Source organism: Pyxidicoccus fallax (assembly GCF_012933655.1).
In the GTDB taxonomy this organism is placed as follows: domain Bacteria; phylum Myxococcota; class Myxococcia; order Myxococcales; family Myxococcaceae; genus Myxococcus; species Myxococcus fallax.
The window spans coordinates 1-25,527 of the sequence record NZ_JABBJJ010000177.1 but is presented as its reverse complement, the minus strand read 5'-3'; the positions used below and the strand labels follow the sequence as shown (position 1 = coordinate 25,527).

Genomic DNA, 25,527 nt, shown 5'->3' with positions numbered 1-25,527 from the left:
GTCCAACCCCGCCCCGTGGAGACGCCGACTTCCCCTCGCCCCCGCAACGAGGTGAAGACGCAGCCGGCCGCCCAGCCCGCGCGTCCTGCTGACACCGGGGTGTCCCGCTTCGACTCGGGCAAGAACCAGGCGAAGTCCGTGGCGCTGTCCTCGCCCGTGACGGCGCCCCAGGGCTCGGGCATCCAGCCGGGCAGCTACCCCACCGCGGCGGACGTGAAGGCCATTGCCTCCATCCCGGACCCGGTGGCGCGCAACCACGCCATCACGCAGGGCTACTCGGACCTGTCCAACGCCATGGGCAAGCTGCTGGGCGACGACAACGCCAGCTGGGCCACCTATGGCACGTGGGCCTCGAAGCAGGCCGGCGTCAGCATCCGCGGCGAGGACATGCCCAAGTTCCTCACCGAAGCGCTCAAGAAGGCCGATGACGTCATGGGCCCCCTGGGCAAGGTGGATGACTTCCTCCGCAAGCTGGGCCTGCCGGCGTTCCCGATTGGCGACCTCGCCTCGGCCGGGAACGAGGCGCTCTCCAACGTCAGCAAGGCCATCGCGGACGGCAACCAGTTCGTCTTCAACGAGGTGGGCCAGGAGTTCGCCCGCTTCATCGACACCTTCCAGGGCGAAACCAAGCCGGACGCGGCCAAGGTGCAGAAGTTCCTGGAGGGCTTCCCCAAGGACAAGCCGCTGCTGAAGGAGGCCTTCGGCCACTACGCGCAGGCCATGTCCGAGAAGGACCCGAACAAGAAGGCCGAGCTGATGCTGCTGGCCAACAACAAGATTGGCCTGCACGAGCAGACGCAGCTGCAGCCCTACGTCGAGAAGGCGCTCAACGCCCCGGTGAAGGAGACCTTCCGCAACGTCCTCAAGCAGGGCATCGAGGCCTCCATCAACGCCATGCCCTTCCCCGCCAACCTCGCGGGCAAGGCCGCCCTCAAGTCGGGCGCGGTGGACGCGCTGCTCAACCCCGTGGTGGACGCGGCGGCCGGCGCGTTCCGCCGCGTGGCCACCGAGCACATGATGAAGCTGGCGGTGCCCGGCGACGCGCTGAAGCTGGGCAACGACCTGCCGCCGCCCAAGGGGATGGAGTCCACCCTCTTCCCGCCGCACCTGCGCTCCATCCAGAACCCGGAGCTGCGTGAGCTGCTGGGCAAGCTGGACAGCAGCCCGGACAGCCTCAAGGGCACCGGCGCGAAGGACTGGAGCAGGCTGGACCAGCGGATGAACTACATCATCGACCTGTTCCGCACGCGCCAGTCGGACCCGCACCTGTTCGACCCGCCCTACGGGAAGACGGGCACCACGTATCCGCTGCCGAACGCGCCGCGCTGAAGTCCGGACGCCGCCCGCACGGCCGAGCCGCGGAGTGTCGGGCAGGCGTCGCCTGTGTCACGCGGCTGCTTGGGGGATGGCGCGGGAGTGGCCAACGTAGGGCACTCCCATGCAGGCCATCGTCTGGTACCTCATCATCGGGCTGCTGCTGGTGGCGATGGCGCTGGGGGGCTCCGTGCTCAAGCGCCTGCCCCTGTCCACGTCGCTGCTCTACCTCGTCGTGGGCTTCGGGGTGGGGCGGCTGGGCATGGGCCACCTGCAGCCGCTGGAGCATGCCGCGCTGCTGGAGCGGCTCACCGAGGTGGCCGTCATCGTCTCCCTGTTCAGCACGGGGCTGAAGCTGCGCCTGCCGCTGAAGGACCGGCAGTGGCGCGTCGCCCTGCGGCTGGCGGTGACGGCCATGGTGCTCTCCGTGGCCATGGTGGCGCTGGTGGGCGTGGCCGCGCTGGGCCTGTCCCTGGGCGCGGCGGTGCTCCTGGGGGCCATCCTCTCCCCCACGGACCCGGTGCTCGCCTCGGACGTGCAGGTGTCCCACGCGCACGACCAGGACCGGCTGCGCTTCGGCCTCACCGGCGAGGCCGGCCTCAACGACGGCAGCGCCTTTCCCTTCGTCATGCTCGGGCTGGGGCTGTTGGGCCTGCACGAGGTGGGCGCGGGCTTCTGGCGATGGGTGGCGCTGGACGTGCTGTGGGCCACCGCGGCGGGGCTGGGCGTGGGCGCGCTGCTGGGCGACCAGGTGGGCCGGCTGGTGCTCTACCTGCGCAAGCAGCACCGCGAGGCGGTGGGCCTGGATGAGTTGCTGGCGCTGGGCCTCATCGCGCTGTCGTACGGCGCGGCGCTGCTGGTGAAGGGCTACGGCTTCCTCGCGGTGTTCGCGGCCGGGCTGGCGCTGCGGCGCATCGAGCGCCAGCACACCGGGGAGCGCCCGGCGGAGGAAGTGGAGGAGGCGGCGCGGGGCAAGGACCGGCTGGAGGCGGCCACCCACCCCGAGCACGCGCCGGCCTACATGGCCAACGCGGTGCTGGGCTTCAACGAGGCGCTGGAGCGCATCGCCGAGGTGGCGACGGTCGTCCTCCTCGGCCTGCTGCTGGCCTCCCGGCCTCCGGCGCCGGAGGTGCTGTGGCTGGCGCCCGTGCTCTTCCTCGTGCTGCGCCCGCTGTCGGTGGTGGTGTCGCTCGTGGGCTCGACCGCCAACCCCCACCAGCGCGTGCTGATGGCCTGGTTCGGCGTGCGGGGCATCGGCTCGCTGTACTACCTCTTCTACGCCATCGAGCACGGCGTGGAGCACGCGCTCGCGGACCGGCTCGTGTCGCTGGTGCTGGGGGTGGTGGCCGTGTCCATCGTCGTCCACGGCATCTCCGTCACCCCGCTGATGACGCGCTACGAGCGCCGCGGCGAGCGGCGGCGCGAGGCCGTGCCCTGACGGCCGCGCTCACACCTCGTCCACGACGAACTGGTCCAGCCGCGCGATGCCCAGCTTCTTCATCCGGCTCTGCAGCGTGGAGGGCTTGAGGCCCAGCAGCGCCGCGGCCCCGCCCGGCCCGTAGACGCGGCCCCGGGTGAGCGTCAGCACCTTCATGATGTGCTCGCGCTGCACCGCCGCCAGCGTGGGCACCGCGCCCGGCTTCAGCGATGCTTCCACCGCTGGAGCCTCCGCGGGCGCCGACGCCTGCGGGCCCCGGCTCACCGCGCCAGCGCCACCCGTCGGCAGGTCGAACGACTCCGCGCCCAGCTCCGTTCCGCGCGTGAGGATGGTGGCGCGCTCCAGCGCGTTGGCCAGCTCGCGCAGGTTGCCCGGCCATTCGTACGCTTCCAGCCGCTCCAGCCCCGCGGGCGTCGCCTTCATGCCCCGCCGCCCCGTGCGCCGCGCCTGCTCCTCCAGGAGGAAGGCGCACAGCTGCGGCAGGTCCTCGAGCCGCTCGCGCAGGGGCGGCAGCCGCAGCGGGAAGACGCTCAGCCGGTAGTAGAGGTCCTCGCGGAAGCGCTTCTGGGCGATGGCCTGCTGCAGGTCCACGTGCGTGGCCGCGAGGATGCGCACGTCCGCGCGCACCGTCTTGTCGCTGCCCACCGGCTCGAAGGTCTTCTCCTGCAGCGCGCGCAGGAGCTTCGCCTGCAGCTCCACCGGCAGCTCGCCCACCTCGTCCAATAGCAGCGTGCCGCCGTTGGCCATCTGGAAGCGGCCCGCCCGGTCCTTCGTGGCCCCGGTGAAGGCGCCCTTCACGTGGCCGAACAGCTCGCTCTCCAGGAGCCCCGCGGGAATGGCCGCGCAGTTGAGGGTGACGAAGGGATGGTCCGCCCGCGAGCTCCAGCGGTGGATGGCCCGCGCCAGCCGCTCCTTGCCCGTGCCCGTCTCGCCGGTAATCAGCACCGGTGTGTCCGTCTCCGCCACCTGCTTCGCCCGGCGCGCCAGGTCCCGCATCATCGGGGACAGCGACGTCTCGAGGATGCCCTCCGAGTCACCGCCGAGCTGCGCCTCCAAGAGCTTCGCGTGCTCGTGGTCCTGCCGGTGCATCTGCTCGAAGGTGGCGCGCTGCTCCGCGGCCTGCAGCGCCGTGGCCAGCATCTGCCCGTACACCTCCACCAGGTCCACCACCGGCTGCGGGTACGTCTCGCACTCGGCCCTGTCCAGGGACAGCACCCCGTAGACGCGCTCGCCCGCGCACAGCGGCACCACCATGCACGAGTGGCCCGGCGGCAAATCCAGCACGCCGTCGAAGGGGTCTCCGTCCCCGTGCGAGTGGTCCTCTTCCGTGAAGGCCCGAGCGCGCCGCGTCTCCAGCGCCTGCCGCAGCGAGGGGAACTCCGCCAGGTTCAGTGTGTGCTGCCGCACCTTCGCGTTGGCCAGGGGCCCGCGCGCCGCCACCGACACCAGCCGCCCTTCCTTCAAGAGGAACAGCGTCGCCAGGTCGAAGCGCACCACCCGGGTGAGCCAGTCCAGTCCCCGACGGAGCAGCTCCCCTACCGAGTCCTCCGAGGTTGCCAGCTCGACCAGGTCCCGAGCATCCTGCGCGCCTTCGATTCGGCCTGACATTCCGTCCGACATGTTGCACGAATAATAGCGGTCCACCGAAATTGCAGTGGCGAAACCCACCGAGATTTCGTTATTCACCGGCCCGGCGGCACCGACCAGTCGGGGGATGCAGTCAAACCCCTGGAATCATTGAAGTGGAAGTCTGGCACGGGGCCTGCTTTGGAAGTTGGCACATCAAACGTTCCCGGGTCGTCCGCGAAGGCGGCCCCTACCCCCAGGAGTCGAAACGACATGCTGACCGTTGGCGACAAGATCCCGAACTTCAAGGTCAAGGCCACCGTCTCCCTCGAGAAGGGCAAGGAGTTCGCGGACATCACGAACGAGACCTACAAGGGCAAGTGGCTGGTGCTGTTTGCCTGGCCGAAGGACTTCACCTTCATCTGCCCGACGGAGATCGCGGAGTTCGGCAAGAAGAACAAGGACTTCGCCGACCGCGACGCGCAGGTGCTGGGCCTGAGCACCGACAGCGAGTTCGTGCACCACGCGTGGCGCACGCACCACCCGGACCTCAAGGGCCTGCCCTTCCCGATGCTGGCGGACCTGAAGCACGAGCTGTGCAACGCGCTGGGCATCCTCCACAAGGAGGAGGGCGTGGCGCTGCGCGCGACGTTCATCGCGGACCCCGAGGGCATCATCCGCCACGTGACGGTGAACGACCTGTCCGTGGGCCGCAACGTCTCCGAGACGGTGCGCACCCTGGACGCGCTCCAGACGGACGAGCTGTGCCCCTGCAACTGGACCAAGGGTGAGGAGACCCTGACCCAGAAGCTGGCGAAGGCGGGGTAAGCAACCATGGCCTCGCTCGAAGTCGTCCGCGGCGAGCTCGCGGACGCCCACAAGGACACCCGCCTCAACCTCCAGGCCGTCCTGGAGGGAGGAAGCCTCACCCCCGAGCAGCGCTGGGGTGTGGCCGTCGCTTCCGCCTACGCCGTTCGGAATGACCGGCTGAAGGAAGCCATCCTCAACGAGGCGAAGAAGGCCCTGACGAACCCGGAGCCGGTCATCGAGGACGCGCGTGCCGCGGCGTCGTTGATGGCGATGAACAACGTCTACTACCGCTTCCGGCACATGATCGGGAAGGAGTCCTACTCGACCAAGCGCGCCGGGCTGCGGATGAACCGGCTCGCGCAGGTGCTGACCAACAAGGTGGACTTCGAGCTGGTCTGCCTCGCGGTCAGCGCCATCAACGGCTGCGAGATGTGCATGCAGGCCCACGAGAAGGTCGTCCTCGAGGGCGGCCTCTCCGAGGACCAGGTGCACGACGCGGTCCGTATCGCCGCGGTCATCCACGCGGCGGCGGTGGGCCTGGAGTCGTAAGCAGGGCTGTCGCGAGACATCGCATTGGGTTCAAGGCGCCCTCCGGTGGAAACACCGGGGGGCGCTCCCTTTTCGGGCTCCGTGCATCTGAACTGGCAAACGCGAGAGAGAACGAAAAGGAACGACACCATGTACCGAAGCCCCAGCCCCCTTCCCGAGAAGTCCCGCGCCGCCATCGCCGAGTCGCTGAATGCCCGCCTGGCGGACGGCCTGGACCTGCACTCTCAAATCAAGGTCGCCCACTGGAACATCAAGGGCCCGCAGTTCGCCGCGCTGCACCCGCTGTTCGAGACGTTCGCGGTGAGCCTGGCCGCCCACAACGACTCCATCGCCGAGCGCGCGGTGACGCTGGGCGCGAAGGCCTACGGCACCAGCCGCCATGTCGGCAAGACGAGCCGCCTGCCGGACTATCCGCAGGAGACGACGCGGGACATGGAGCACGTGAAGCTCCTGGCCGAGCGCATCGAGGTGTACCTCGAGGGCCTGCGCCAGAGCCGCAAGACGTTCGAGGAGCACCAGGACACGGACTCGGTGGACCTCGTCACCGGCATCATCACCGAGTTCGAGAAGCACGCCTGGTTCCTGCGCGCGTCGCTGGAGTCGTGAGTCCCGGCTGACGCCCCTCGCGTGGGGCGCCGCGCACCCGGGCACGCCCGCCCGGACGTGTGCAGCGCGCTTCACGCCCCCGGGAGGCCCGTCATGGGCCTCCCCCTTTCTCCCCGCGGGGTTACGCGGGGGCATGTCGCTTGCTCCCGAGCAGGGCACGGGCCGCCGCGCGAGACGCGGCGGGGCCGCCCGGTCGAGGAGCCTTCCATGCGCCGCATCATCCCGCTGTGTCTCGCCATCCTCGCCACCGCGTGTGGTGACGAAGCCCTCACGAAGGAGGAAGTGGATGCCGCCCGCGCGACGGTGGAGCGCGCGGTGGCCGCCGCGCACCAGACGCGTGGCGCGCTGGAGGTGCTGGGCGTGCTGCCGGTGTACACGTGCGGCGAGCCGCGGCGCTCCTTCGTGAGCCGCGCGGCGGAGGGCGTCCACGCGAGGTACGCGTGCGCCACCGCCACGGTGGAAGCCCATGACGCCGTCACCGACGCGGTGGTGATGACCTTCGCGGACGGCGGCTGCGACGTGCACGGCCTGCGCTTCACCGGGCAGGTGACGTTCCTGTACCGCGGCGGCGAGGACCTGATGGAGGTGCACGCGGACCTGCGCGGATTGCAGGTGGACGGACACGGCCTGCGGGCCCAGGTCGGCTACGGCACCTGCGGTGACGAGACGCGCCTGTTCGCGGACGTGACGGGCAGCGTGCCGGGCCGCGAGGGCCACACCTTCCACATCGACGGCCGGGTGGGCATGCGTGCGGGGGTGCCGGTGATTGGCGGCTCGGAGCTGGTGCTGGACGGCCCGGGCGAGCTGACGGGCCCGGAGGGCACCGACCGCCTCACCGTCACCTCGCTGCTCTACGACGTGGGCCAGTACCTGCCGAAGACGGGCACCGCGGTGCTGGAGACGGCGGAGGGGCGCCGGGTGGAGGCCCGCTTCCAGGAGGTGCTGTGGCGGGTGGGCAAGGTGGAAGTCAGCCTGGACGGCAAGGAGCCGGTGACGGTGCCCATCGTGCGCTGACGCGAGGAGCAGCACCCGGGGTGTGACTTCCGCTAGGGTGTGGCCCCATGAGTGACGACGTCACCATTCCCGCCTTCCGCACCGTGCCGCGCACGGGCGTCATCTACGTCACCACCGAGGCGAGCCGCCGCGGTTACCGCTCCAGCGACCCGGAGTGGTGCAACCTCGGCCAGGGGCAGCCGGAGACGGGCGACCTGCCCGGCGCGCCCCCGCGCATGTCGTCGGTGAACATCGACGTGGCGGACATGGAGTACGCGCCGGTGGCGGGGCTGTGGGAGGTGCGCGAGGTCATCGCCAGCCTCTACAACCGGCTCTACCGCCGGGGCATGCCCAGCCAGTACAGCGCGGAGAACGTGTGCCTGTCCGGCGGTGGGCGCGCGGCCCTCACCCGCGCCGCGGCGAGCCTGGGCACCGTCAACCTGGGCCACTTCCTGCCGGACTACACCGCCTACGAGGAGCTGCTGGACGTCTTCAAGGCGTTCACCGCCATCCCCATCCTCCTGGAGGGCGACCGCGGCTACGCCTTCACGTCGGACGACCTGCGGCGCGAGGTGCAGGGCCGCGGCCTGTCCGCCCTGCTCTTCTCCAACCCCTGCAACCCCACCGGCAAGCTGGTGCAGGGCGACGAGCTGGCGCGCTGGGTGGGCGTCGCCCGCGAGCAGGAGTGCACGCTGCTCATCGACGAGTTCTACTCCCACTACGTCTGGACGGGCCGTCCCGGGCACCTGCCGGTGGAGAGCGCCACCCGGTACGTGGAGGACGTGAACAAGGACCCGGTGGTCGTCTTCGACGGCTTCACGAAGAACTGGCGCTACCCGGGCTGGCGCATGACGTGGACGGTGGGGCCTCGGCAGGTCATCGAGGCGGTGTCCAGCGCGGGCAGCTTCCTGGATGGCGGCGGCAGCCGGCCGCTGCAGCGCGCGGCGATTCCCCTCCTCCAGGAGGACGCGGTGGTGGCGGAGACGATGGCCATCCACAACGCCTTCCGCGAGAAGCGGGACAAGTTCCACTCGCGGCTGGAGCGGCTGGGCATCCGCACGGACCGGGCGCCGGACGGGACGTTCTACGTCTGGGGCAACCTGGCCGGCCTGCCGCCGCCGCTCAATGAGGGCATGGGCTTCTTCCGGGCCGCGCTGGAGCAGAAGATCATCACCGTGCCCGGCGAGTTCTTCGACGTGAATCCCGGCAAGCGCCGCGCGCGGCGGCCCTCGCGCTTCCGCAGCTACGTGCGCCTGTCGTTCGGCCCCTCGATGGAGGTGCTGGACAAGGCGCTGTCGCGGCTGGAGGCCATGGTGTTGCAGTACACGCGCGCGCCGCACTCGGCGCCGCCCGTCACCTGACACCGCGCGGCCCGGCTCCTGTCCGGTGGAGCCGGGCCGTCGGGCTTCGGCGCTCAGCGCGCGGAGCGAGCGCCGCCGCGCTCGGGGACGACCCAGAGGTAGAGGGTGCGGCCGTTGTCGTCGATTTCCTTCGCCGGCTTCCAGTCACCCATGTCGAAGGCGTGGGACACGACGCGCGTGCCCGGCTTCAGCTCGGCCAGCAGCTTGGGCTTGAGGCGCTCGTTGACCGACGGCAGCAGATAGAGCGTCACCACGGTGGCGTCGCCGATGTCCGCGTCGAAGAGGTCGCCCTGGCGGAACTCCACCTTGTCCTGCACGCCCGCGCGGCGCGCGTTCTCGTTGGCCTCCTCGATGCGCTCGGGATTGATGTCCACACCCACCGCGTGCCGGGCGCCGTGGTTCTTCACCGCGGAGATGACGATGCGCCCGTCTCCGCTGCCCAGGTCATAGACGACGTCTCCCGGCTTCACCTCCGCCAGCTTCAGCATGTTCTCGACCGCGTCCTCCGGCGTGGGGACGAAGGGCACCTCCGGCGCCTGGGTGAGGGCCTCGGGCTGCGCCGGCACCTGGACGGACTGCTGGGTGCTGATTCCCTGCGCGGAGACCGTGGCACCCACCACGAGCGACAGGACGAGAATGGACTTCTTCATGTTGCCTCCTTCGTTCTTTGCAGCCTGGGGGTGAGCCGCTCGCGGCGCTGGCTGCCACGCGGCGTGCGGCGGGTGCGAACCACTTCCAGTGCAAGCAGGAGGGCGCCAGTCCCCAGCACCACGAGCCCAGCCACGGAGCCGGGCCCGGCGTACGCCAGGCTCGAGTAGAAGACGTACCCGCAGACGGCGACGAAGAGCAGCGGGGTGAGCGGATACAGCGGCACGCGGAAGGGCCGGGGCGTGTTCGGCTCGCGCACGCGCAGCACCAGCAGCGACAGGCCCGTCAGCAGGAAGAAGAGCCAGAAGACGGGCGCGGTGTAGTCCACCATCGTCTGGAAGCCCTGGCGCGTCACCGTACCCAGCCCCACCAGCGCCAGGGTAATCGCCCCCTGTACGAGCAGCGCGCGGGTGGGCGTGTTGGCCCGTGCGTGCCACCGGCCGAGCCCGTTGAAGAGCACGCTGTCCTGGCCGAAGGCGTAGTGGGTGCGCGCGCCGGTGAAGACGGTGGCGTTGGCGGAGGTGAGCGCGGAGATGGCGATGAGCACGCTGATGCCCACCGCGCCTCCCGTCCCCAGCGCTCGCTGCATCAGGTCCGCGGCCACCGCCTCGGAAGCCGCCATGCCCGCGTGCCCCAGGCCGCGCAGGTAGGCCCAGTTCACCAGCAGGTAGAGCGCTGTCACCACGCCGATGCTCACCAGCAACGCCCGGGCGAGCGTGCGCCGCGTGCCCCGCACCTCGGCGGACAGGTAGGCCACCTCGTTCCACCCGCCATAGGTGAGCAGGACGAAGACCATGGCCAGACCCCACGCCGAGCCGGAGGGCGCCGCCGTCGTGGGCGGAGGGCCCGCGGACGCGGGCGCGAGCAGCAGTCCCGCGACGATGACGGCACCCACGCCGAGCACCTCCAGTGCGGTGAGCAGGTTCTGGGTCCGCGTGCCCTGCTTCACCCCGGCGATGTTCACCGCCGTCAGCCCCACCACGGCCGCCGCCGCGTACACCGCGGACGAGTGCGGCCCGAGCGGGACGAGCTGTGTGGCGTAGTCACCGAAGACGAAGGCCAGCAGCGCGATGGAGCCGGTGGGAATCACGGTGAGCCGCGCCCACGCGAAGAGGAACGCCGGCCCTCGCCCGAGCGCCCGGGACAGGTAGTGGTACTCGCCCCCCGCGTGGGGCCAGGTGCTCGCGAGCTCCGCGTAGCAGAGCGCGCCCACCAGCGAGGCGATGCCGCCCAGCAGCCACACCAGCAGCATGTCCCCGCCGCTGGCCGTCTGCCCCGCCACGAGCGAGGGCGCCTTGAAGATGCCGGCGCCCAGCACGATGCCCACGGTCAGCGCCACCGTGTCGATGATGCGCAGCGTGGGCGACGGGGCGGCTACGTCCCGGATGGGCTCGGAGGACGCTGCTGTTCGCTGCTCCTCGGGCAATGCCTGCTGCTCCCGCATGGTGTCGTGCTCCGCGCGCCGGGACTGTTCAATGCACGCCACAACCTGCACCCGAGGTGTGGCACCGGGGAGCCGCGAGACTTTTGGTCAACTGGCCTTCGCACGTGCGCGGTGGGGCTCCCTCGCGCGCTCGTGTCCGTGAGACCACGGGCGGGCAGCCGGGCGCCGCCTGCCCTGACGTGCCTCCCGGGAGCCGCCGCGAAGTCGCTCACGGGTGGGGTCGTCGCCACTCGCTCGTGCCCGTTCCCGCGACCGCCCCACCGCGGGCCCGGAGTACCGCTGACGTGTCCCTCGCGATAGCGCGCACCCACGGCCCCCTCGCCTCGGGGCGGCCTCACGTGTCCCGGTCCTGGAGCGCTTCCCCGCCGTCCTCGGGGTGACCGTATCGCCATCGATGGAGGCCAGGAGGGGCCGCGGGGGTGGGACTTCGCCGGCTCGCGTTCCACGCACGGGGCGCGAGCGGCGGTCCTCGCCTCGGCCCGCGCGCGCAACTCCGGAGAAGCCCTATGCTGCGGTGGCCATGAGACTTCCGTCGCGCCGATTGGTGCTGCTGAGCCTGCTCTACCTCGTGCAGGGCATGCCCTTCGGCTTCCTGACGACCGCGCTGCCCGTGTACCTGCGCACCCGGGGCGTGTCGCTGACGACCATCGGCTTCGCCGGTGTGCTGGCGCTGCCGTGGGCCTGCAAGGCGCTATGGGCCCCGCTGGTGGACCGCTACGGCTCGGCCCGCATCGGGCGGCGCAAGTCCTGGATTCTTCCCATGCAGGTCGCGCTGGCGGTGAGCTGCGCCGCCGCCTCCCTCGCCGTCACCCGGGAGGACCTGACGCTGCTGGCCACCTGCGTCCTGTTGATGAACCTCTTCGCCGCCACACAGGACATCGCCGTGGACGGCTTCGCCGTGGACACGCTGCGGCCGGACGAGCTGGGCCCGGGCAACATCGCCCAGGTGGTGGGCTACAAGTTCGGGATGATGTTCGCCGGCGGCGGCGTGATTGCGTGGACCGGCAACCGCGTCGGCTGGGCGGGCATGCTGCTCGCCATGGCGGCGCTGTGCCTGGTCGCGTTCGTCGTGCTGCTCTTCGTGCGCGAGTCCGCGCCCACGCCTCGCGAGGGCGCCACCCCGGAGCAGGTGGACTGGAGGGAGGTCTTCGGCCGGCTCAAGCAGTCGCTGCTGCTCCCCGGCACCTTCTGGCTGCTGCTCTTCATCGCCACGTACAAGTTCGGCGAGAGCCTGTCCGACGTGCCCTACAAGCTCTTCCTCGTCGACGCGGGCATCCCCGCCGAGCGCATCCTGCTGTGGGTGGGCACCTGGGGCACCGGGGCCTCCATTCTCGGCTCCACCGTTGGGGGGCTCCTCGCTGCGCGCATGCCGCTGATGAGCGCGCTCGGCCTCACCGCCACGCTGCGGGTGCTGCCGCTGGTGGGCCGGTGGGGGCTCGCGGCGTTCGGCGTCAGCGACGCGGGCGTCATCGGCGTCACCCTGGCGGAGGAGTTCTTCAGCGGAGCGCTCACCACGGTGATGTTCGCCTTCATGATGTCGCGCGTGGACCGCCGCATCGGCGCCACGCACTACACCCTGCTGGCCAGCATCGAGGTGTGGGGCAAGGCCCCCGCGGGCCCCCTCGGCGCCTGGCTCGCGGACATGAAGCACGGCGCGGCCCTGGGCTACCCACCCGTCTTCATGCTTGGCGCCCTCCTCTCCGTGGCCTTCCTCGCGCTGCTGCTGCCCATGCGCCGCCAGCGCCCCGCTGAGGCCGCGCCCGCCGTCACCTGAGCCGGGTGACATCAAGGCGATTGAGCAAGACAAGTACCAATCTCGAAACAACCGTGTCGCTGTAAAAGGTGTGACACGTGAATGTCGCGCGAGCCGTGTCAGTGCCGCGTGCTACTTCGCGGCTCGCAGCACATCCCCCCATTCCCGCGGGCTCCCCGCCCGCGAGAGGTCACCGCATGTCCTCTTCCTTGATGAAGTCCTTCCTGAGCGGTGTCGTCCTGCTGGCCGCGCCCGCGGCCCTTGCTGGTAGCGCCACCAGCATCCCGGCGTTCGACGCGAAGATTGCCGCCGCGCGCGGAGCCACCAGCCCCTCGGGCACCACGGTCGTCCGCGCGGAGATGGTGGACGCGCTCGCCCATTTCACCAACTACGACGACGGCAAGGTGGACACCGCCGAGCGCGCCTACCTGACCACCAAGGTGAGCGACGCCACCTTCCTCACCGGCGTCGATGCCGAGGCGAAGACGTACCTCACCCAGTTCTACGAGCTGAACGACGCGGCCACCACCGCCGCGCCGCTGTACCTGAACTGGGTGCAGCAGAGCCCCGCGGAGCTGTACGGCGCGAGCGGCTCGCTGGCCGACGCCTCGGAAATCGTCGAGGGCTACATCCCGAGGGGCCTGGGCGTGGCGAATCAGGTCACGCTGGTCCAGAGCGCGTATGAGACGTTCCGCACCGACAGCGCCCGGAACTTCGAGCCCATCACCCTGGCCGAGCTGGAGGAGACGCTGGCGACCCGCTACTTCGGCGACCCGGTCACCGAGGCCGAGGTGCAGGGCGCGCTGACCTACATCAACCAGATCTCCCGCAACAGCGGCCGCATCTACCAGGCGAGCTGGCAGTGCAACGGCTGCGGCGGCGGCCCGGGCGACCTGGGCGGCTACATCATCGCCGCGGTGAGCAGCGACCGGCGCTTCGTGCGCATGGTGAAGGTCTGGACCTGGACGGAGTAGTCCCGTGACATCCCGGCCGGATGGCGCGCGCATGGCGCCTTCCGGCCGGGCCTTTTCTTTCGGGCGTCAGGCCCGCGACAGCCGCCGCCAGGTCAGCCCGCCTGCGACGAGCGCCGCAACAGTGGCAGGCCCCCATGGAAGGGACCTCCGGAGGCGGTGCTCCCAGACGTCCACCCGGTCCGCGACGAGCAGCACCATCCAGTGACGGGCCCAGTGGTCCGGGTAGCCGTACGCCACCTTGCGCAGCACGCCGCTCAGCCCCTTGGGCGGCTGCGCCGTGCCGAACACCGGCGGCATCTGCTTGCGCCCGGCGTGCTTGAACACCGGCACGTCCGCGTGCTGCGGCTCGATGGGCGCGCGAGCCCCCGCCAGCGGCTGCGCTTCCATTTCCATGGGGACGCCGGGGCGGCTGGAGGGCTCCAGGTCCGCGGCGGCGCCGGGAATGGGTCTGTCGGGCATGGCCTCGCGCCTCCTCTTCGAATGCGACTTCGCCTTCGCCTTCGTCTTCTGGGTCTTGGTCGTCATGCGTGTCCGTGGGGCGCGAGGACGCACTTGATGCACCCGTCCCGCTTCTGGGCGAACAGGTGGTAGGCCTCGGGCGCCTGCTCCAGTGAGAAACGGTGGGTGATGATGGCCTTGGCATCCACGCGGCCACTGCGGATGTGCTCCAGGAGGCGCGGCATGTAGCGGCGCACGTTGCACTGGTTCATCCGCAGCGTGAGGCCCTTGTTCATCGCGGTGCCAATGGGGATGAAGTTCCACGGCGGGCCGTACACGCCGACGATGGAGACGTTGCCGCCCTTGCGCACGGTGTTGATGCACCAGGTGAGCACCGTGGGCGCGCCGGCCTCCATCTTCAGGCCCAGGCCCAGCACGCGGTGCGCGCGGGAGCCCTCGGCCTCCATGCCCACCGCGTCCACGCAGACGTCGGGGCCGCGGCCGTCGAACATGTCCTTGAGGTGGAGCACCACGTCGTCCACCTCCTTGAAGTTCACCGTCTCCACCTTCGCGTAGTGCGCGGCGAAGGCCAGGCGCTCCGGCACGTGGTCCACGGCCACCACGCGTCCGGCGCCCATCAGCCACGCGGACTTCATGGTGAACAGGCCCACCGGGCCCGCGCCGAACACCACCACCGTCTCGCCGCCCTTGATTTCCCCCATCTCCGCGCCCTGGTAGCCGGTGGGGAAGATGTCGCTCAAGAAGAGGACGGACTCGTCGTCCATGTCGTCCGGAATCTTCATGGGCCCCACGTCCGCGAAGGGCACGCGCACGTACTCGGCCTGTCCGCCGTCGAAGCCGCCGGTGGTGTGCGAGTAGCCGAACACCCCGCTGGCCACGTCGCTGGCCGGGTTGCTGTTCTCGCAGTTCCCCGTGAGGCCGCGCTGGCAGTAGAAGCAGGTGCCGCAGGAGATGTTGAAGGGCACCACCACCCGGTCGCCCTTCTTGAGCTGCGACACCTCGCGGCCCGTCTCCACCACCTCGCCGGTGAACTCGTGCCCGAAGGTGCAGCCCACCCGCGTGTCCGGGACGAGCCCGTGCAGCAGGTGGAGGTCGGAGCCGCAGATGGCCGCGCGTGTGACTTTGAGGATGACGTCCTGCGGGTGCTCGATTCGCGGGTCCGGCTTGTTCTCCACTTCGACCCGGTAGGGTCCCTGGTAGGTCAGTGCGCGCATGGGGCGGTGTGTTCCTCCGTCCCGTACGGGTGACGACGCACCGCGCGAGCGGCAAGGAGCGCGCACGCCGCTGCCTTCGCTCGCCCGCCTTCCCGCCGGGCGCCGCCGCTCAGGTGTCGCCGTCGGCGGGAGGCAGTTCCGTCGCCCGCCAGAAGTACCAGCTCGCCACCGAGCGCCACGGCCTCCACCGCTCGCCGTACGCCAGCAGCTCCTTGGGACGGGGCATCTCCTTCAGGCCGTACGTGAGCATGAAGCCCTTGCGCACGCCGAAGTCGTCCACGGGCAGCACGTCCGGCCGGCCCAGGGAGAAGATGAGCAGCATCTCCACCGTCCACTGGCCGATGCCGCGCACCTGCGTGAAGTGGTCGATGAGCGTCGCGTCGTCCATGCGTCGCACGCGCGCCAGCGGCGGCACCGTGCCATCCAGGGACTTGGCGGCCAGGTCCCTCATGGCGGCCAGCTTGTTGGCGGACAACCCGGCCTCGCGCAGCGCCGCGTCCGGCACGGCCATCAGCGCCTGGGGGGTGAAGCCGCGGCCCTGGCCCACGCGCTCGCAGACGCGCGCGAAGATGGTGGCGGCCGCGCGGCCGTGGAGCTGCTGGTAGACGATGGAACGGGCCAGCGACTCGAAGGGGCTGTGCAGCGGGCGGAGCTCGAGGCGGAAGGGGCCCACGCGCTTCATCAGCGCGCCGAGCACGGGGTCGGTCTTCGCCAGGGCACGGCGGGCCGCGGGGGTGAAGTCATCGGGCAGACGCGGGACGGCGGGAGCGGGACGCGGCATGAGGGGGAATCATGCCGCCGCTCCGGCCGTCCCGCGCAACCCGAATCCTGCGCGAGACTTCAGCGGCGCCCTCAGATGGGCGCGGCCTGGTCCGTCTGGGCGGGCACCGCGGTGCGGGGCTCGCCCTCCATCAGGTCCTCGAACTCCTGCTGCATCTGGACGCCGAGGTCCTCGAGCTGCTCCTTGGAGAGGAGCTTGCGGACCTTCTTGAACAGCTCGGTCTCCTCCTCCTCCACGTGGTGCTCGGTCTGCTCCTGCACCACCTGCATCTTCGCGTCGAACTCCTCGTCCGAGGGCTCCAGGTCCATGAGGTCAGCGAGGATGCGCTTGACGGACAGGTGCTCCTCGGCGGCCTCGCGCAGCAGGTCCTCGGTGTCCGCGGCCTTCACGGCCGGGTAGAAGAACTGCTCCTCGATGGTGGCGTGAGCGCTCAGCCGGTCGGCGATCATCTCGAACAGCTCCTGGCGCTTCTCGTCCGCGTGGTCCGCGAGCTTCTCGTACTGCTTGAAGAGCTTCTTCACCTCGTCGTGCTGCTGCTTCAGGAGGTCGAGTGCGTTCATGGTCTCCGGCTCCAGGTTCAAGTGAGTGAAGGTTGGCTGGTGGGGGCCCGTGTCTCGTCTTCAGTGGGGAGCCTCGGTCATGGCCCAAGGCTAGGAATGCGGAGCGGGTGCGATAAGCCGGCGTCGCCGGAGCGCCCGCCCGCCTGCCTGCCCAGCTTGAAGGCTTTTGAGGTGTGTACGAGCGGACACTGGGCGCGCTCGGGTGTTCGCAAGTCACGGTGGCCTGACGGTGGACCTGGGGGGAGCCGCCCCCGCGCGATACAAGACGGCCAGCGCCGTGGACGAGAAGTCGCCGCGAGTTTGAGGAGCCGCACGGATGCCGGTGGAGAGAACGGTCGGAAGCACCAGCCTCGTCGATGTCCTGGACCGCGTGCTGGACCGGGGCCTGCGCTGGGACCCGAGTGCCCGCGCGGTGCCGGACCGTGCCTCCGCCACCTCCGCGAGCGCGACGCGCATCGTGGTGACATTCATGGAGGTGCGGACCGACGACAGTCCCGCCCGAGCCCTCCCGCCACGTCCCCATTCTCCTGGAGTCTGACGTTTTGCCTTCCCCCGTTCCGCTGCCCACTCCTCCGCTGACCACCGCGGAGTCGCGCCTCGCCCTGGCGGAGCAGCTGCTCGCCTGTGACGCGGCCCGCCCGTGCGCCGAGGCGGTGGTGGAGTGGCTCGCCCACCACGCCGGGGCCGGCGCCTGCGCCTGCCTGGTGCGCGAGGAGCACGGCGAGCAGCTGCGGTGTCTCGCCTCCCGGGGCCTGTCCGAGGCGCAGTGCGCCGCGCTGGCGCTCGTGCCCGAGGGCGACGGCCACCCGCTGGTGGAGGTCCTGGCCCTCGCGGCGCCGCGCTACTTCCCGGGCCCGCGTCCGCCGCTGCCAGTCCTTGGGACGGGAGGCTGGTTCGCGGTGCCGCTCGGCCGTCCCGGCGTCCCGCCGGTGGGATTGCTGCTGCTGTCCACGAGCGGGGCGGCGCTGCCGAAGGAGGTGGCGTGGGTGGCCGCGCGCGTGGGCCCCGTCCTCGCGCGCCTGGTGCCGGCGGAGTCGAGGGAGGTGGCGGGGCGTGGGCTGCTCCGCCGCATCATCGACGCGGTGGCGGACCCCGTGCTGCTGACGGACCAGGCGGGGCGGCCGCGCATCGCCAACACCCGCGCGGAGGCGCTGCTGGTGGCCGGCCCCGACGCGAGCGAGGGCCGCCGGCGCGCGGTGGAGCTCAACCAGCACGTGTTCGCCCGGGCGCTGGCCAGTGCCTCCAGCGCGGACGGGCCGGCGCGGAGCACGGGCTTCCGGCGGCGCGAGGTGCCGCTGGTGGACCCGGCGGAGGGCATGGACCTGCTCTTCGAGCTGCTCAGCACGCAGGTGGTGGAGCCGGACGGCCAGGTGGCCGTGGTGAGCGTGCTGCGCAACGTGACGGACCTGGGCCGCGCCACGCAGGCGCTGGGCGAGAGCTACCGCCGCCTGCGCGCCACCGAGCGCGAGGCGCGCAGCGAGCGCCACCGGCTGGACAGGGTGCTGGACTCGGTGGCGGACCCCATCATCCTGTCGGACCCGTCCGGCGGCACGGTGATGATGAACGACCCGGCGGAGAAGCTGTTCGCCCTGCCCCTGGACGGGAGCCAGGCCGCGCGCTCGCGCGTGCACTCCAACGACGCGACCTTCTCGTCGTTCCTGGCCAACCTGATGGACGGCGGGGGCAGCCTGCGCTGGCGCGGCCAGCTCAGCCTCGTGGACCCGGCCACCGGCGCCACCCTCCCCATGGAGGCGGTGGCCAGCAAGGTGCTGGGGGACAACGGCGAATTGACGGGCATCGTCACCCTCTTCCATGACCGCACCGAGGCGCTGGAGAAGGCGCGCCTCCTGGAGCGGGTGAAGGACGTCTCCAGCCAGCTGGAGGCGCGGGTGCAGGTGGCCACCGCGGAGCTGGCCGAGCAGAACGAGAAGCTGCGCCGGCAGGCGATTCAGCTGGAGCAGGCGAGCGCGGCCAAGTCGCAGTTCCTGGCCAACATGTCCCACGAGTTCCGCACGCCGCTCAACGCCATCCTCGGCTACACCAACATGCTGCTGCAGGGCGTGTCCGGGGAGCTGACGCCCTCGCAGAAGCGCAACCTCACGCGCATCGACTCGAACGGGCGGCACCTGCTCGAGGTCATCAACGAGATTCTCGACATCACCCGCATCGAGGCGGGGCGGATGCCGCTGCACCTGTCGGACTTCGCCATTCCGGAGCTGCTCCAGGAGGTGATGGCGGAGCTGGACCCCATCATCGCCCGCAGCAAGCTGGCGGTGAGCACGGAGCTGGGCGCGCGCCTGCCGGCGGTGCACAGCGACCGGCAGAAGGTGAAGCAGGTCGTCCTCAACCTGCTGTCCAACGCGCTGAAGTTCACCCACGAGGGCTCGGTGACGGTGCGGGCGGAGTACGTCCCCGCCACGTCCACGCTGACCATCGCCGTGACGGACACGGGCATTGGCATCGACCCGGCACACCAGGAAAAAATCTTCGAGGACTTCCAGCAGGTGGACAGCTCCCCCACCCGGGCCTATGGGGGAACGGGGCTGGGGCTGTCCATCTGCCGCCGGCTGGCTACCATGCTGGGGGGCCGCGTCACCCTCCAGAGCGCCCCGGGTCAGGGCTCGACCTTCACCCTGCACTTCCCACGACGCGCGAGGCGTGCATGACGACTTCCTCAACGACTCCCAAGCCGCTCGTGCTCGTGGTCGACGACTACCAGGACGCGAGGGAGATGTACGCGGAGTACCTGGAGTTCTCCGGCTTCCGCGTGGCGGAGGCGAAGAACGGGCAGGAGGCGCTGGACAAGGCCTTCGAGCTGCGGCCGGACATCATCCTGATGGATTTGTCGCTGCCCATCATCGATGGGTGGGAGGCGACGCGGCGGCTGAAGAACGATGACCGCACGCGCACCATCCCCGTGGTGGCCCTCACCGGCCATGCGATGACGGGACAGTCCGACGAGGCGAAGGGCGCGGGCTGCGACTCCTTCGTCACCAAGCCGTGCCTCCCGGATGCGCTGGTGGATGAAGTCCGTCGCATCCTCGCCACGCGCGGAGGCTCCCGGCCAGGGTGATGCGCGCCATGCCCCGGATGTCACGGACCCGAAAAGGCTCCGGCCCCCAGGCTCGGAGCACCTCTGGCGCGGGACGCGCCTCCTCGCCCGTGAAGAAGGCGCGGAAGTCTCGCGCCGTGGCGCCGGGAGAGGGGGCAGCCGCCCCCACGGTGCTCGCGCAGGGTGCGGTGCCCGATGGGGCCGCGCCGCACCGTCCCGTGGAGGAGGGGGTGGTGACGTCGCCTCCTCCCGGAGCGGGCCCTGGTGGCAGCGGAGCCCCCGCCATCGCACAGCGTGCGGAGCCGCTGGGAAGTGCCGGGGATTCTCCGGCACACGACTTCAGCGCGCTGGAGGCCGACGAGGCGCCGCAGTACCTCTACGGCGTGGTGCGCGCGGTGGGCGAGCTGGACTTCGGGTTGATTGGCCTGGGGGTGCCGCCGTCGGACGTGCGCGCGGTGCGCGAGGGCCAGCTGGCGGCCCTGGTGTCCGCGGCGCCGGGGCGCGTGGTGGACCCGACGCGGGCCCACCTGCTGGTGCACCAGCGCGTCACCGAGGCCGTGCTGCGCGAGCACACGCTGCTGCCCGTGGCCTTCGGCACGGTGCTGCGCTCCGAGGAGCAGGTGCGGACGCTGCTGCGCTCGGCGCACGACGCGCTCGTCGGCGCGCTGGAGGCGCTGGAGGACAAGGTGGAGCTGGGGCTGAAGGTGCTCTACCACCGCGACCACCTGTTGCGCCGGCTGGAGCTGGACGACCCCACGCTGTCCCGCCGCGAGGACGAGGCCGAGGCGGACCACGAGCGCCGGCTGGGCACCGCGCTCACGGCCCGCGTGGAGCGGGACATGGGCGTGCTGATGGAGGGCCTGCGCCCGCTCTCCTTCGCCTCGCGCACCCTGCCCCCGGTGGGAGAGCGGATGCTGCTCAACGCCGCCTTCCTCGTGGGGCGTGACTGGGTGGAGTCCTTCGAGGCGCGGGTGAAGTCGCTCGCGGCGCGCTCGGACACCTACGCCTTCCGCTTCACCGGCCCCTGGGCGCCCTACAGCTTCGTGGACATGCGGCTGGGGCTGGCAGAGGAGCCGGGCGTCACCGCCTGAAGCCCGGCTCCCAATCCGTCCTACTTCCCCGCCGAGGAGGACACCTGCGCGGTCACCTTCGCCGCCTCGGTGGCGAGGTTGTCCACGCCGGAGTGCAGCCGGGCCCAGCCGGTGGTGTGCTCGGTGCGGACGTAGAAGCCGTCGTTACCGCGCGCCACCCGCACCTCGCCCAAGGGCTTGCCGTCGCGGCGGTACTCCACGCGGAAGGACTCTTCCGGCTCGCCGCCGGGCGGCTGCTCGCCACGGCCCAGGAAGTCGAGCGGCATCAGCCGCCACACCCGGTCATGCCAGTTGCGAGCGAACTCGTCCGGCCGGTCCGGCGACTCCTTCGGCATCAGGTTCACCGGTCCCGGCGCCTTGCCGCTCGCGGTGAAGGTGCGCGACGCGCCCGCCGCCGTGATGACCACCTCGTCGAACTCGCCCAGGTCGAAGGTGTGCAGCCGCCGGTCCACCAGCCGGCTGGTGGCGTTCTCCAGGTCCGGCAGCAGCGCCGGGCCCAGCAGGAACACCCGGCCGTCCGCCTCGCGCTTCAGGTACGGCGTGCCCCAGCCTCCCGCCGGCGAGGCCAGCGAGAAGTCCTGCGCCTTGCCGCCCACCGTCACCGTCAGCTTGCGCTGGGTGCTGGTCAGGCCCACCTCCTCCAGCTTCTTCGCGTCCAGCTCGCCCAGCGAGCGCATGGCCCGCAGCGGGGCGAACTTCGCGAACAGCTTCTCCGCCACATCGTTGGCGCGCAGCTCGCGCGGAGGCGGAGGCGGCTCCGTGTTCGCCATCACCTGCACCGGCGCCGTGCCCGCGTCGGCACCCGCCGCGGCCACCGCCGTGCCCGCGTCGGCGCCCGGCGTGGCCACCACGCCACCATCCGCGGCACCCGAGGCGGCCGGCACCGGCACCGGCTTCGGCGGCTTGTAGCCCAGGCGCACCCAGAGCTGGTCGCGGTCCTTCGCGTCGCGGAAGAGCTCCACGAAGCGCGCCTCGTCCTCGTAGCGCACGAGGTCCAGCGCGCGCGCCGGGGCATCCACCACCGTCACCTCGCCCGGGGCGCCCTCGGGCTCCCGCTGCCAGACGAGGAAGGCGGCCACCAGGGCCACCGCCGCCAGGGCTCCCTGCACGGCCAGGTCCCGAACCTTCATCGCTCACCTCCCGCCGCCACCGCGGCCCGCGGCGCGCGCCGGCCCCGCCGCCGCGTCTTCACGAAGCCCACCGCCAGCACCAGGGCCGGTCCCAGGAAGACGGTGGCGTAGAACCAGGCCACGTCCTGCTCGCGCGTGTGCTGGATGGGCACGTCCTCCTCCGTGGACACCGTGCCGGAGATGTTCTCCTCGCCGGTGAGCCACCGCAGCGTGTCCACCGCGAGGTACGCGTTGCCCAGGTTGCCCAGCACCAGGTCGCCGAGGGCGTCCGCGTCCGCCATGACGACGGCGCGCATCGTCTCCTTGCCCGCGGGGGCGGGCCTCTCCACCGCCACCACCAGCGGCCAGGCGCGCCGCGTCTCGCCCGCGTCCTGCGTGAAGTCGCCGTTGGCGTCCGCGAAGGTGGCGCCGTGCGCGCGCACGGAGATGTCGTGCATGACGGCGTTGGGCAGCGGCTGGAGCTGCTCCATGGCGCCCGCGCCGGGGAAGATCACCGGCGCCTGGGCCGCCATCGCCGCCAGCGAGGTGACGGACGGGTGCGAGGAGAAGCTCGCCGTGGCCAGGTTGCCGCGGTCGCTCTGCTGGCGCGTGGCGCGGAAGAACACCTGGGCATTGGCCAGCGGCGTCTTCAGGTACTTCAGGCCCAGGGGCTCCAGGAGTCGCTGGAAGTCCGGTCCGTCCGGCTCGAGCGCCAGCCACAGGCGCCCGCCCCGGTCCGCGTACTCGCGCAGGGCGTTGAGCTCCTCGGGGAGGAACTCGCGCGTGGGGCCCATCACCACCACCGCGGCGGCGTCCTTCGGCACCTCGGTGCCCAGGCCCTCCGCTACACCCAGTGAGCGCACGTCCACGTTCTGCGCGCGCAGCAGCTCCTTGAGCTGCCCCACGGACGGCCGGGGCGTCTCGCCCGGCACCGGCCGCGACTCGGCGCGCTCGCCGTGGCCCGCGGTGAAGTAGACGACCCGCCGGGGCCGAGCCACCGCCAGCAGCCGGCGCTGCACCTCCTGGTCCAGCCGCTGGAGCTGACCGCGCGCCCGGTCGATTTCGAGCCCCACCGTGAGCGGCTCCTTCCGGTCACCGCGCGCCAGCACGATGGTGCCGTTGTTGTGCACGCCCAGGTTGCGCGCCCGGACGGGCTCCACCGCCTGATCCAGCCGCTCCACGTTGAGCAGCTGCGGGCTCTCCACCGCCAGGTCGCGGAAGTACTGGCTCACCGCCTCCCCCACCTCGTTGGCGGGCGGGAAGAAGAGGGTAACTTGAAGCGGCTCGTTGAGGCCGCGAATCACCTTGCGCGTGGAGTCCCCGGGCTTCGCGGTGCGGAAGTAGGACAGGTCCCACGTCACGTCCGCCTGTGTGGCCACGTACATGGACGCGAAGGCGAAGACGACGACGAAGGCCAGCCCCAGGCCCGAGTACAGCGCGCTGCGGGCCCGCCCCGTCTCCATCACCGGCGCGCGCGTCATGGCCGCGGAGGCCGCCTCCACCAGCGCCAGCGGGAGCAGCGAGCACAGCAGCAGCGCCGGGAAGAGCGCCGCCAGCACCACCGCCAGCTTCGGGGCCTTCTGCGACAGCGGGCTTCCGAAGACGGCGGCCCCCGCGTCGGACCGGAGGAAGTACAGCAGCAGCGCCGCGAGGCCCACGCCATACAGGCCCAGCACCCAGCCCTCCACCGCGCGCCGGTCCGCCGCCGCCGAGCGCATGCGGGTGAAGCGCCAGCCCAGCGCGCCCACCGCGGCGACGACGCCCAGCACGGAGAGAACGGTGCGGCCGGTGCCGGCGCCGAGAATCCGCTCGCCGATGAAGACCGCGAGCAGGCCCGCGACGTACGCCAGCGTCACCGGCAGGCCACTGCCAACAGGACGCGTGCTCATCGCCACCTCCGGGCCTCGAGCACCCGCGTGGCCGCGAACAGCGCCACGTAGGTGACCACGAGGTAGTAGACGACGTCGCGCACGTGGATGAGCCCCGACTGGAACGGCGGGAAGTGCAGGTTCCACAGCGACATCGCGCTGAAGACGTCCGCCAGCGGCTGCTCCGTGATTCGCGCCAGCAGCCAGCAGAGGATGAGGGCCACCAGCAACACCGCGGACGTAATCGCCGCGAGCAGCTGATTGCGCGCCAGCGCCGAGCCGAACGTGCCCACCGCCAGCGACGCGCTGCCCAGCAGGAGCAGGCCCAGGTACCCGGCCGCCACGTGCCCGAAGGACACCTTGCCGTTCACCATGACGAGCAGCGGCATGTACACGGTGCACAGCACGTACAGCGCCAGGAACGCCAGGCCCGCCAGGAACTTGCCCAGCACGATGTCCCTGTCGCGCAGCGGCGACGAGTACAGCAGGGGCAGCGTGCCCGTCTGCCGCTCCTCGGCCAGGAGCCGCATGGAGATGAAGACGGAGGCGACGATGGTGAAGCCGCTCGAATAATAGAAGAACTGGGACAGCACCTCGGCGGAGCGCTTGCTGGCGCCGCCCAGGGCCCACGCGTTGAAGAACAGCCCGTTCAACGCGAGGATGACCGCGATGATGACGTAGCCGCTGAGCGTGCGCAGGTAGCCGGCCAGCTCGCGGCGAGCGATGAGCAGCGCCTTCACGCCCGCACCTCCTGCCCGTGCGTCAGCCGCAGGAAGATGGACTCCAGGTGGCCCGCGCCCTGGTCCAGCCGGAGCAGCTCCAGCCCCGCGCCCACCACCGCCTGCGCCACCCGGGGCCGCTGGTCCGGCGACGCGCGCACCGTCAGCGCCACCACGCCGTCCATCGCCCGGTCCACCTCCACCGGGCCGAAGGGCTTGAGCACCTCCACCGCGCGCGCCTTGTCGCCACGCACCTCCACCTCGATGGAGCCGCGGCCGCCCATCTTCGTGCCCAGCTCCTCCTCGGTGCCCTGCGCCACCAGGGCCCCCTTGTGGATGATGAGGAGCCGGTCGCAGGTCTGCGAAATCTCCGGGAGGATGTGGCTGGAGACGAGCACCGTGTGCGTGCCCTTGAGGCCGCGGATGACGTCGCGCATCTCGACAATCTGGCGCGGGTCCAGGCCGCTGGTGGGCTCGTCGAGGATGAGCAGCGCCGGCTTGTGCACCAGCGCCTGCGCCACGCCCACGCGCTGGCGGTAGCCATGGCTGAGCGTGGAGATGAGCTCGCCGTCCACCTCGCGCAGGCCCGTCTTCTCCTCCGCCTCGCCCACCCGGGACGGCGTGTCCCTCGCCGTCACGCCGCGCAGTTGCGCGACGTAGGCGAGGTACTCGCCCACCGTCATCTCCTCGTAGAGCGGCGGCACGTCCGGAAGGTAGCCGATGCGCTGGCGGACCTCGTGGGGGTTGTTGACCACGTCATGGCCGTCGATGACGACGCGCCCGGACGTGGGTAGCAGCACGCAGCCGAGAATCTTGAGCGTGGTCGACTTGCCCGCGCCATTGAGGCCCAGGAAGCCGATGACCTCGCCCTGGCCAATCGTGAAGGCCAGCTCGCGGATGGCCGCGTGCTCACCGTAATACTTGGTCAGCCCTTCGACCTGGATCATCCGTTGTCCTCTCCCCGTACGGAAGCGCGTTTTTCTCTGTCGCAGCCGTGGGGATTGTCAAGCGGCGAACCCCCTGGGAACCCAGGTATTCCGGCCCCGCCGCCGTGCGTCCGAGGGTGAAGCGCAGGGCGTCTTCCAGCGCCTGCCAGGCCCTAGCGTGGTGAAGCCCACCCGGGGCGAGAAGGACGGCGATGCCACGGAGACAGGCCGGAGAGCGGGGTAGTGGCTGCCTGGCAGAGAAGCGCCTGGAGGTAGGGAGGAGCGGTAACCC

At 71.1% G+C, this 25,527-nt stretch carries 24 protein-coding genes; 13 read left to right on the top strand and 11 right to left on the bottom strand.

The features are described 5' to 3' along the window. On the top strand, window positions 1-1,329 hold a 1,329-nt coding region (locus tag HG543_RS31230), incomplete at its 5' end, for a hypothetical protein (protein ID WP_246357421.1). A gap of 109 nt (window positions 1,330-1,438) precedes the next feature. Beyond that, window positions 1,439-2,752 carry a cation:proton antiporter gene (locus tag HG543_RS31225; protein ID WP_169348559.1) on the top strand — a complete coding sequence of 438 codons (1,314 nt, stop codon included), beginning with the start codon at window positions 1,439-1,441 and terminating at the stop codon, window positions 2,750-2,752. A 9-nt stretch (window positions 2,753-2,761) separates the two neighbouring features. Here the strand turns inward: HG543_RS31225 and HG543_RS31220 are convergent, their stop codons facing one another. Continuing rightward, a complete protein-coding gene (locus tag HG543_RS31220; RefSeq protein WP_169348558.1) occupies window positions 2,762-4,372 on the bottom strand; it encodes a sigma 54-interacting transcriptional regulator in 1,611 nt (536 codons plus the stop codon). A 219-nt stretch (window positions 4,373-4,591) separates the two neighbouring features. Between HG543_RS31220 and HG543_RS31215 the strand changes: the two genes are divergently transcribed. The 5 genes from HG543_RS31215 (at window position 4,592) to HG543_RS31195 (ending at window position 8,637) form a co-directional block, all read left to right on the top strand. Beyond that, window positions 4,592-5,146 (top strand): peroxiredoxin, encoded by a 555-nt coding sequence (locus HG543_RS31215; RefSeq protein WP_169348557.1) that lies wholly within the window; start codon window positions 4,592-4,594, stop codon window positions 5,144-5,146. 6 nt (window positions 5,147-5,152) lie between these two features. Continuing rightward, entirely contained in the window at window positions 5,153-5,677 is a 525-nt protein-coding gene (locus HG543_RS31210) for a carboxymuconolactone decarboxylase family protein (RefSeq protein WP_169348556.1), read from the top strand. Window positions 5,678-5,806: 129 nt separating this feature from the next. Then, on the top strand, window positions 5,807-6,283 hold the full coding sequence (gene dps, locus HG543_RS31205) for a DNA starvation/stationary phase protection protein Dps (RefSeq protein ID WP_169348555.1): 477 nt from the start codon (window positions 5,807-5,809) through the stop codon (window positions 6,281-6,283). Window positions 6,284-6,490: 207 nt separating this feature from the next. Continuing rightward, window positions 6,491-7,297 carry a hypothetical protein gene (locus HG543_RS31200; RefSeq protein WP_169348554.1) on the top strand — a complete coding sequence of 269 codons (807 nt, stop codon included), beginning with the start codon at window positions 6,491-6,493 and terminating at the stop codon, window positions 7,295-7,297. A 47-nt stretch (window positions 7,298-7,344) separates the two neighbouring features. Next, a complete protein-coding gene (locus HG543_RS31195; RefSeq protein ID WP_169348553.1) occupies window positions 7,345-8,637 on the top strand; it encodes a pyridoxal phosphate-dependent aminotransferase in 1,293 nt (430 codons plus the stop codon). 53 nt (window positions 8,638-8,690) lie between these two features. On the opposite strand, the gene HG543_RS31190 is transcribed toward HG543_RS31195, so the two are convergent. Both HG543_RS31190 and HG543_RS31185 read right to left on the bottom strand, forming a co-directional pair. Next, window positions 8,691-9,287, bottom strand: coding sequence for an SAM-dependent methyltransferase (locus HG543_RS31190; RefSeq protein WP_169348552.1), 597 nt, complete (start codon window positions 9,285-9,287; stop codon window positions 8,691-8,693). Then, window positions 9,284-10,729, bottom strand: coding sequence for an APC family permease (locus tag HG543_RS31185; RefSeq protein WP_169348551.1), 1,446 nt, complete (start codon window positions 10,727-10,729; stop codon window positions 9,284-9,286). The genes HG543_RS31190 and HG543_RS31185 overlap by 4 nt, the downstream gene beginning before the upstream one ends. Window positions 10,730-11,249: 520 nt before the next feature. On the opposite strand from HG543_RS31185, the gene HG543_RS31180 reads away from it, so the two are divergent. Both HG543_RS31180 and HG543_RS31175 read left to right on the top strand, forming a co-directional pair. Beyond that, window positions 11,250-12,503 carry an MFS transporter gene (locus tag HG543_RS31180; RefSeq protein ID WP_169348550.1) on the top strand — a complete coding sequence of 418 codons (1,254 nt, stop codon included), beginning with the start codon at window positions 11,250-11,252 and terminating at the stop codon, window positions 12,501-12,503. A gap of 176 nt (window positions 12,504-12,679) precedes the next feature. Continuing rightward, entirely contained in the window at window positions 12,680-13,456 is a 777-nt protein-coding gene (locus tag HG543_RS31175; protein WP_169348549.1) for a hypothetical protein, read from the top strand. A 66-nt stretch (window positions 13,457-13,522) separates the two neighbouring features. On the opposite strand, the gene HG543_RS31170 is transcribed toward HG543_RS31175, so the two are convergent. The 4 genes from HG543_RS31170 to HG543_RS31155 form a co-directional block, all read right to left on the bottom strand. After that, complete coding sequence (locus HG543_RS31170; RefSeq protein WP_246357420.1) at window positions 13,523-13,915, bottom strand: hypothetical protein; 393 nt, start codon at window positions 13,913-13,915, stop codon at window positions 13,523-13,525. A gap of 62 nt (window positions 13,916-13,977) precedes the next feature. Further along, complete coding sequence (locus HG543_RS31165; RefSeq protein ID WP_169348547.1) at window positions 13,978-15,129, bottom strand: zinc-dependent alcohol dehydrogenase; 1,152 nt, start codon at window positions 15,127-15,129, stop codon at window positions 13,978-13,980. A gap of 109 nt (window positions 15,130-15,238) precedes the next feature. Further along, entirely contained in the window at window positions 15,239-15,910 is a 672-nt protein-coding gene (locus HG543_RS31160) for a DNA-3-methyladenine glycosylase family protein (protein WP_169348546.1), read from the bottom strand. A gap of 71 nt (window positions 15,911-15,981) precedes the next feature. Further along, window positions 15,982-16,470: a hemerythrin domain-containing protein gene (locus HG543_RS31155; RefSeq protein ID WP_169348545.1), complete on the bottom strand. Its 489-nt coding sequence runs from the start codon at window positions 16,468-16,470 to the stop codon at window positions 15,982-15,984. A gap of 316 nt (window positions 16,471-16,786) precedes the next feature. On the opposite strand from HG543_RS31155, the gene HG543_RS31150 reads away from it, so the two are divergent. The 4 genes from HG543_RS31150 to HG543_RS31135 all read left to right on the top strand — a co-directional run bounded on the left by HG543_RS31150 (window position 16,787) and on the right by HG543_RS31135 (window position 20,613). After that, complete coding sequence (locus tag HG543_RS31150) at window positions 16,787-17,008, top strand: hypothetical protein (RefSeq protein WP_169348544.1); 222 nt, start codon at window positions 16,787-16,789, stop codon at window positions 17,006-17,008. Between the two features lie 4 nt (window positions 17,009-17,012). Then, entirely contained in the window at window positions 17,013-19,136 is a 2,124-nt protein-coding gene (locus HG543_RS31145; protein ID WP_169348543.1) for an ATP-binding protein, read from the top strand. Then, entirely contained in the window at window positions 19,133-19,543 is a 411-nt protein-coding gene (locus HG543_RS31140) for a response regulator (protein ID WP_169348542.1), read from the top strand. Before HG543_RS31145 ends, HG543_RS31140 begins: the two co-directional genes overlap by 4 nt. Before the next feature lie 89 nt (window positions 19,544-19,632). Beyond that, entirely contained in the window at window positions 19,633-20,613 is a 981-nt protein-coding gene (locus HG543_RS31135; protein ID WP_343073479.1) for a GvpL/GvpF family gas vesicle protein, read from the top strand. A gap of 20 nt (window positions 20,614-20,633) precedes the next feature. Here HG543_RS31135 and HG543_RS31130 read toward each other — a convergent pair whose 3' ends face one another. The 4 genes from HG543_RS31130 to HG543_RS31115 are packed head-to-tail and all read right to left on the bottom strand — an operon-like array spanning window position 20,634 to window position 25,256. Beyond that, window positions 20,634-21,743, bottom strand: coding sequence for a hypothetical protein (locus HG543_RS31130; protein WP_169348541.1), 1,110 nt, complete (start codon window positions 21,741-21,743; stop codon window positions 20,634-20,636). Beyond that, the gene (locus HG543_RS31125) at window positions 21,740-23,611 is read right to left on the bottom strand and encodes a motility-associated ABC transporter substrate-binding family protein (protein ID WP_169348540.1); all 1,872 of its coding nucleotides are present in this window, start codon (window positions 23,609-23,611) and stop codon (window positions 21,740-21,742) included. The genes HG543_RS31130 and HG543_RS31125 overlap by 4 nt, the downstream gene beginning before the upstream one ends. Continuing rightward, a complete protein-coding gene (locus tag HG543_RS31120) occupies window positions 23,608-24,330 on the bottom strand; it encodes an ABC transporter permease subunit (RefSeq protein ID WP_169348539.1) in 723 nt (240 codons plus the stop codon). Before HG543_RS31120 ends, HG543_RS31125 begins: the two co-directional genes overlap by 4 nt. Beyond that, complete coding sequence (locus tag HG543_RS31115; RefSeq protein WP_169348538.1) at window positions 24,327-25,256, bottom strand: ABC transporter ATP-binding protein; 930 nt, start codon at window positions 25,254-25,256, stop codon at window positions 24,327-24,329. Before HG543_RS31115 ends, HG543_RS31120 begins: the two co-directional genes overlap by 4 nt. Between the last annotated feature and the right edge of the window lie 271 nt (window positions 25,257-25,527).

Excerpts from the sequence above, each read along its gene's own strand:
- HG543_RS31225 (WP_169348559.1), top strand. The coding sequence starts at position 1,439 with ATGCAGGCCATCGTCTGGTACCTCATCATCGGGCTGCTGCTGGTGGCG.
- HG543_RS31220 (WP_169348558.1), bottom strand. The coding sequence starts at position 4,372 with ATGTCGGACGGAATGTCAGGCCGAATCGAAGGCGCGCAGGATGCTCGG.
- HG543_RS31215 (WP_169348557.1), top strand. The coding sequence starts at position 4,592 with ATGCTGACCGTTGGCGACAAGATCCCGAACTTCAAGGTCAAGGCCACC.
- HG543_RS31210 (WP_169348556.1), top strand. The coding sequence starts at position 5,153 with ATGGCCTCGCTCGAAGTCGTCCGCGGCGAGCTCGCGGACGCCCACAAG.
- dps (WP_169348555.1), top strand. The coding sequence starts at position 5,807 with ATGTACCGAAGCCCCAGCCCCCTTCCCGAGAAGTCCCGCGCCGCCATC.
- HG543_RS31200 (WP_169348554.1), top strand. The coding sequence starts at position 6,491 with ATGCGCCGCATCATCCCGCTGTGTCTCGCCATCCTCGCCACCGCGTGT.
- HG543_RS31195 (WP_169348553.1), top strand. The coding sequence starts at position 7,345 with ATGAGTGACGACGTCACCATTCCCGCCTTCCGCACCGTGCCGCGCACG.
- HG543_RS31190 (WP_169348552.1), bottom strand. The coding sequence starts at position 9,287 with ATGAAGAAGTCCATTCTCGTCCTGTCGCTCGTGGTGGGTGCCACGGTC.
- HG543_RS31185 (WP_169348551.1), bottom strand. The coding sequence starts at position 10,729 with ATGCGGGAGCAGCAGGCATTGCCCGAGGAGCAGCGAACAGCAGCGTCC.
- HG543_RS31180 (WP_169348550.1), top strand. The coding sequence starts at position 11,250 with ATGAGACTTCCGTCGCGCCGATTGGTGCTGCTGAGCCTGCTCTACCTC.
- HG543_RS31175 (WP_169348549.1), top strand. The coding sequence starts at position 12,680 with ATGTCCTCTTCCTTGATGAAGTCCTTCCTGAGCGGTGTCGTCCTGCTG.
- HG543_RS31170 (WP_246357420.1), bottom strand. The coding sequence starts at position 13,915 with ATGCCCGACAGACCCATTCCCGGCGCCGCCGCGGACCTGGAGCCCTCC.
- HG543_RS31165 (WP_169348547.1), bottom strand. The coding sequence starts at position 15,129 with ATGCGCGCACTGACCTACCAGGGACCCTACCGGGTCGAAGTGGAGAAC.
- HG543_RS31160 (WP_169348546.1), bottom strand. The coding sequence starts at position 15,910 with ATGCCGCGTCCCGCTCCCGCCGTCCCGCGTCTGCCCGATGACTTCACC.
- HG543_RS31155 (WP_169348545.1), bottom strand. The coding sequence starts at position 16,470 with ATGAACGCACTCGACCTCCTGAAGCAGCAGCACGACGAGGTGAAGAAG.
- HG543_RS31150 (WP_169348544.1), top strand. The coding sequence starts at position 16,787 with ATGCCGGTGGAGAGAACGGTCGGAAGCACCAGCCTCGTCGATGTCCTG.
- HG543_RS31140 (WP_169348542.1), top strand. The coding sequence starts at position 19,133 with ATGACGACTTCCTCAACGACTCCCAAGCCGCTCGTGCTCGTGGTCGAC.
- HG543_RS31130 (WP_169348541.1), bottom strand. The coding sequence starts at position 21,743 with ATGAAGGTTCGGGACCTGGCCGTGCAGGGAGCCCTGGCGGCGGTGGCC.
- HG543_RS31125 (WP_169348540.1), bottom strand. The coding sequence starts at position 23,611 with ATGAGCACGCGTCCTGTTGGCAGTGGCCTGCCGGTGACGCTGGCGTAC.
- HG543_RS31115 (WP_169348538.1), bottom strand. The coding sequence starts at position 25,256 with ATGATCCAGGTCGAAGGGCTGACCAAGTATTACGGTGAGCACGCGGCC.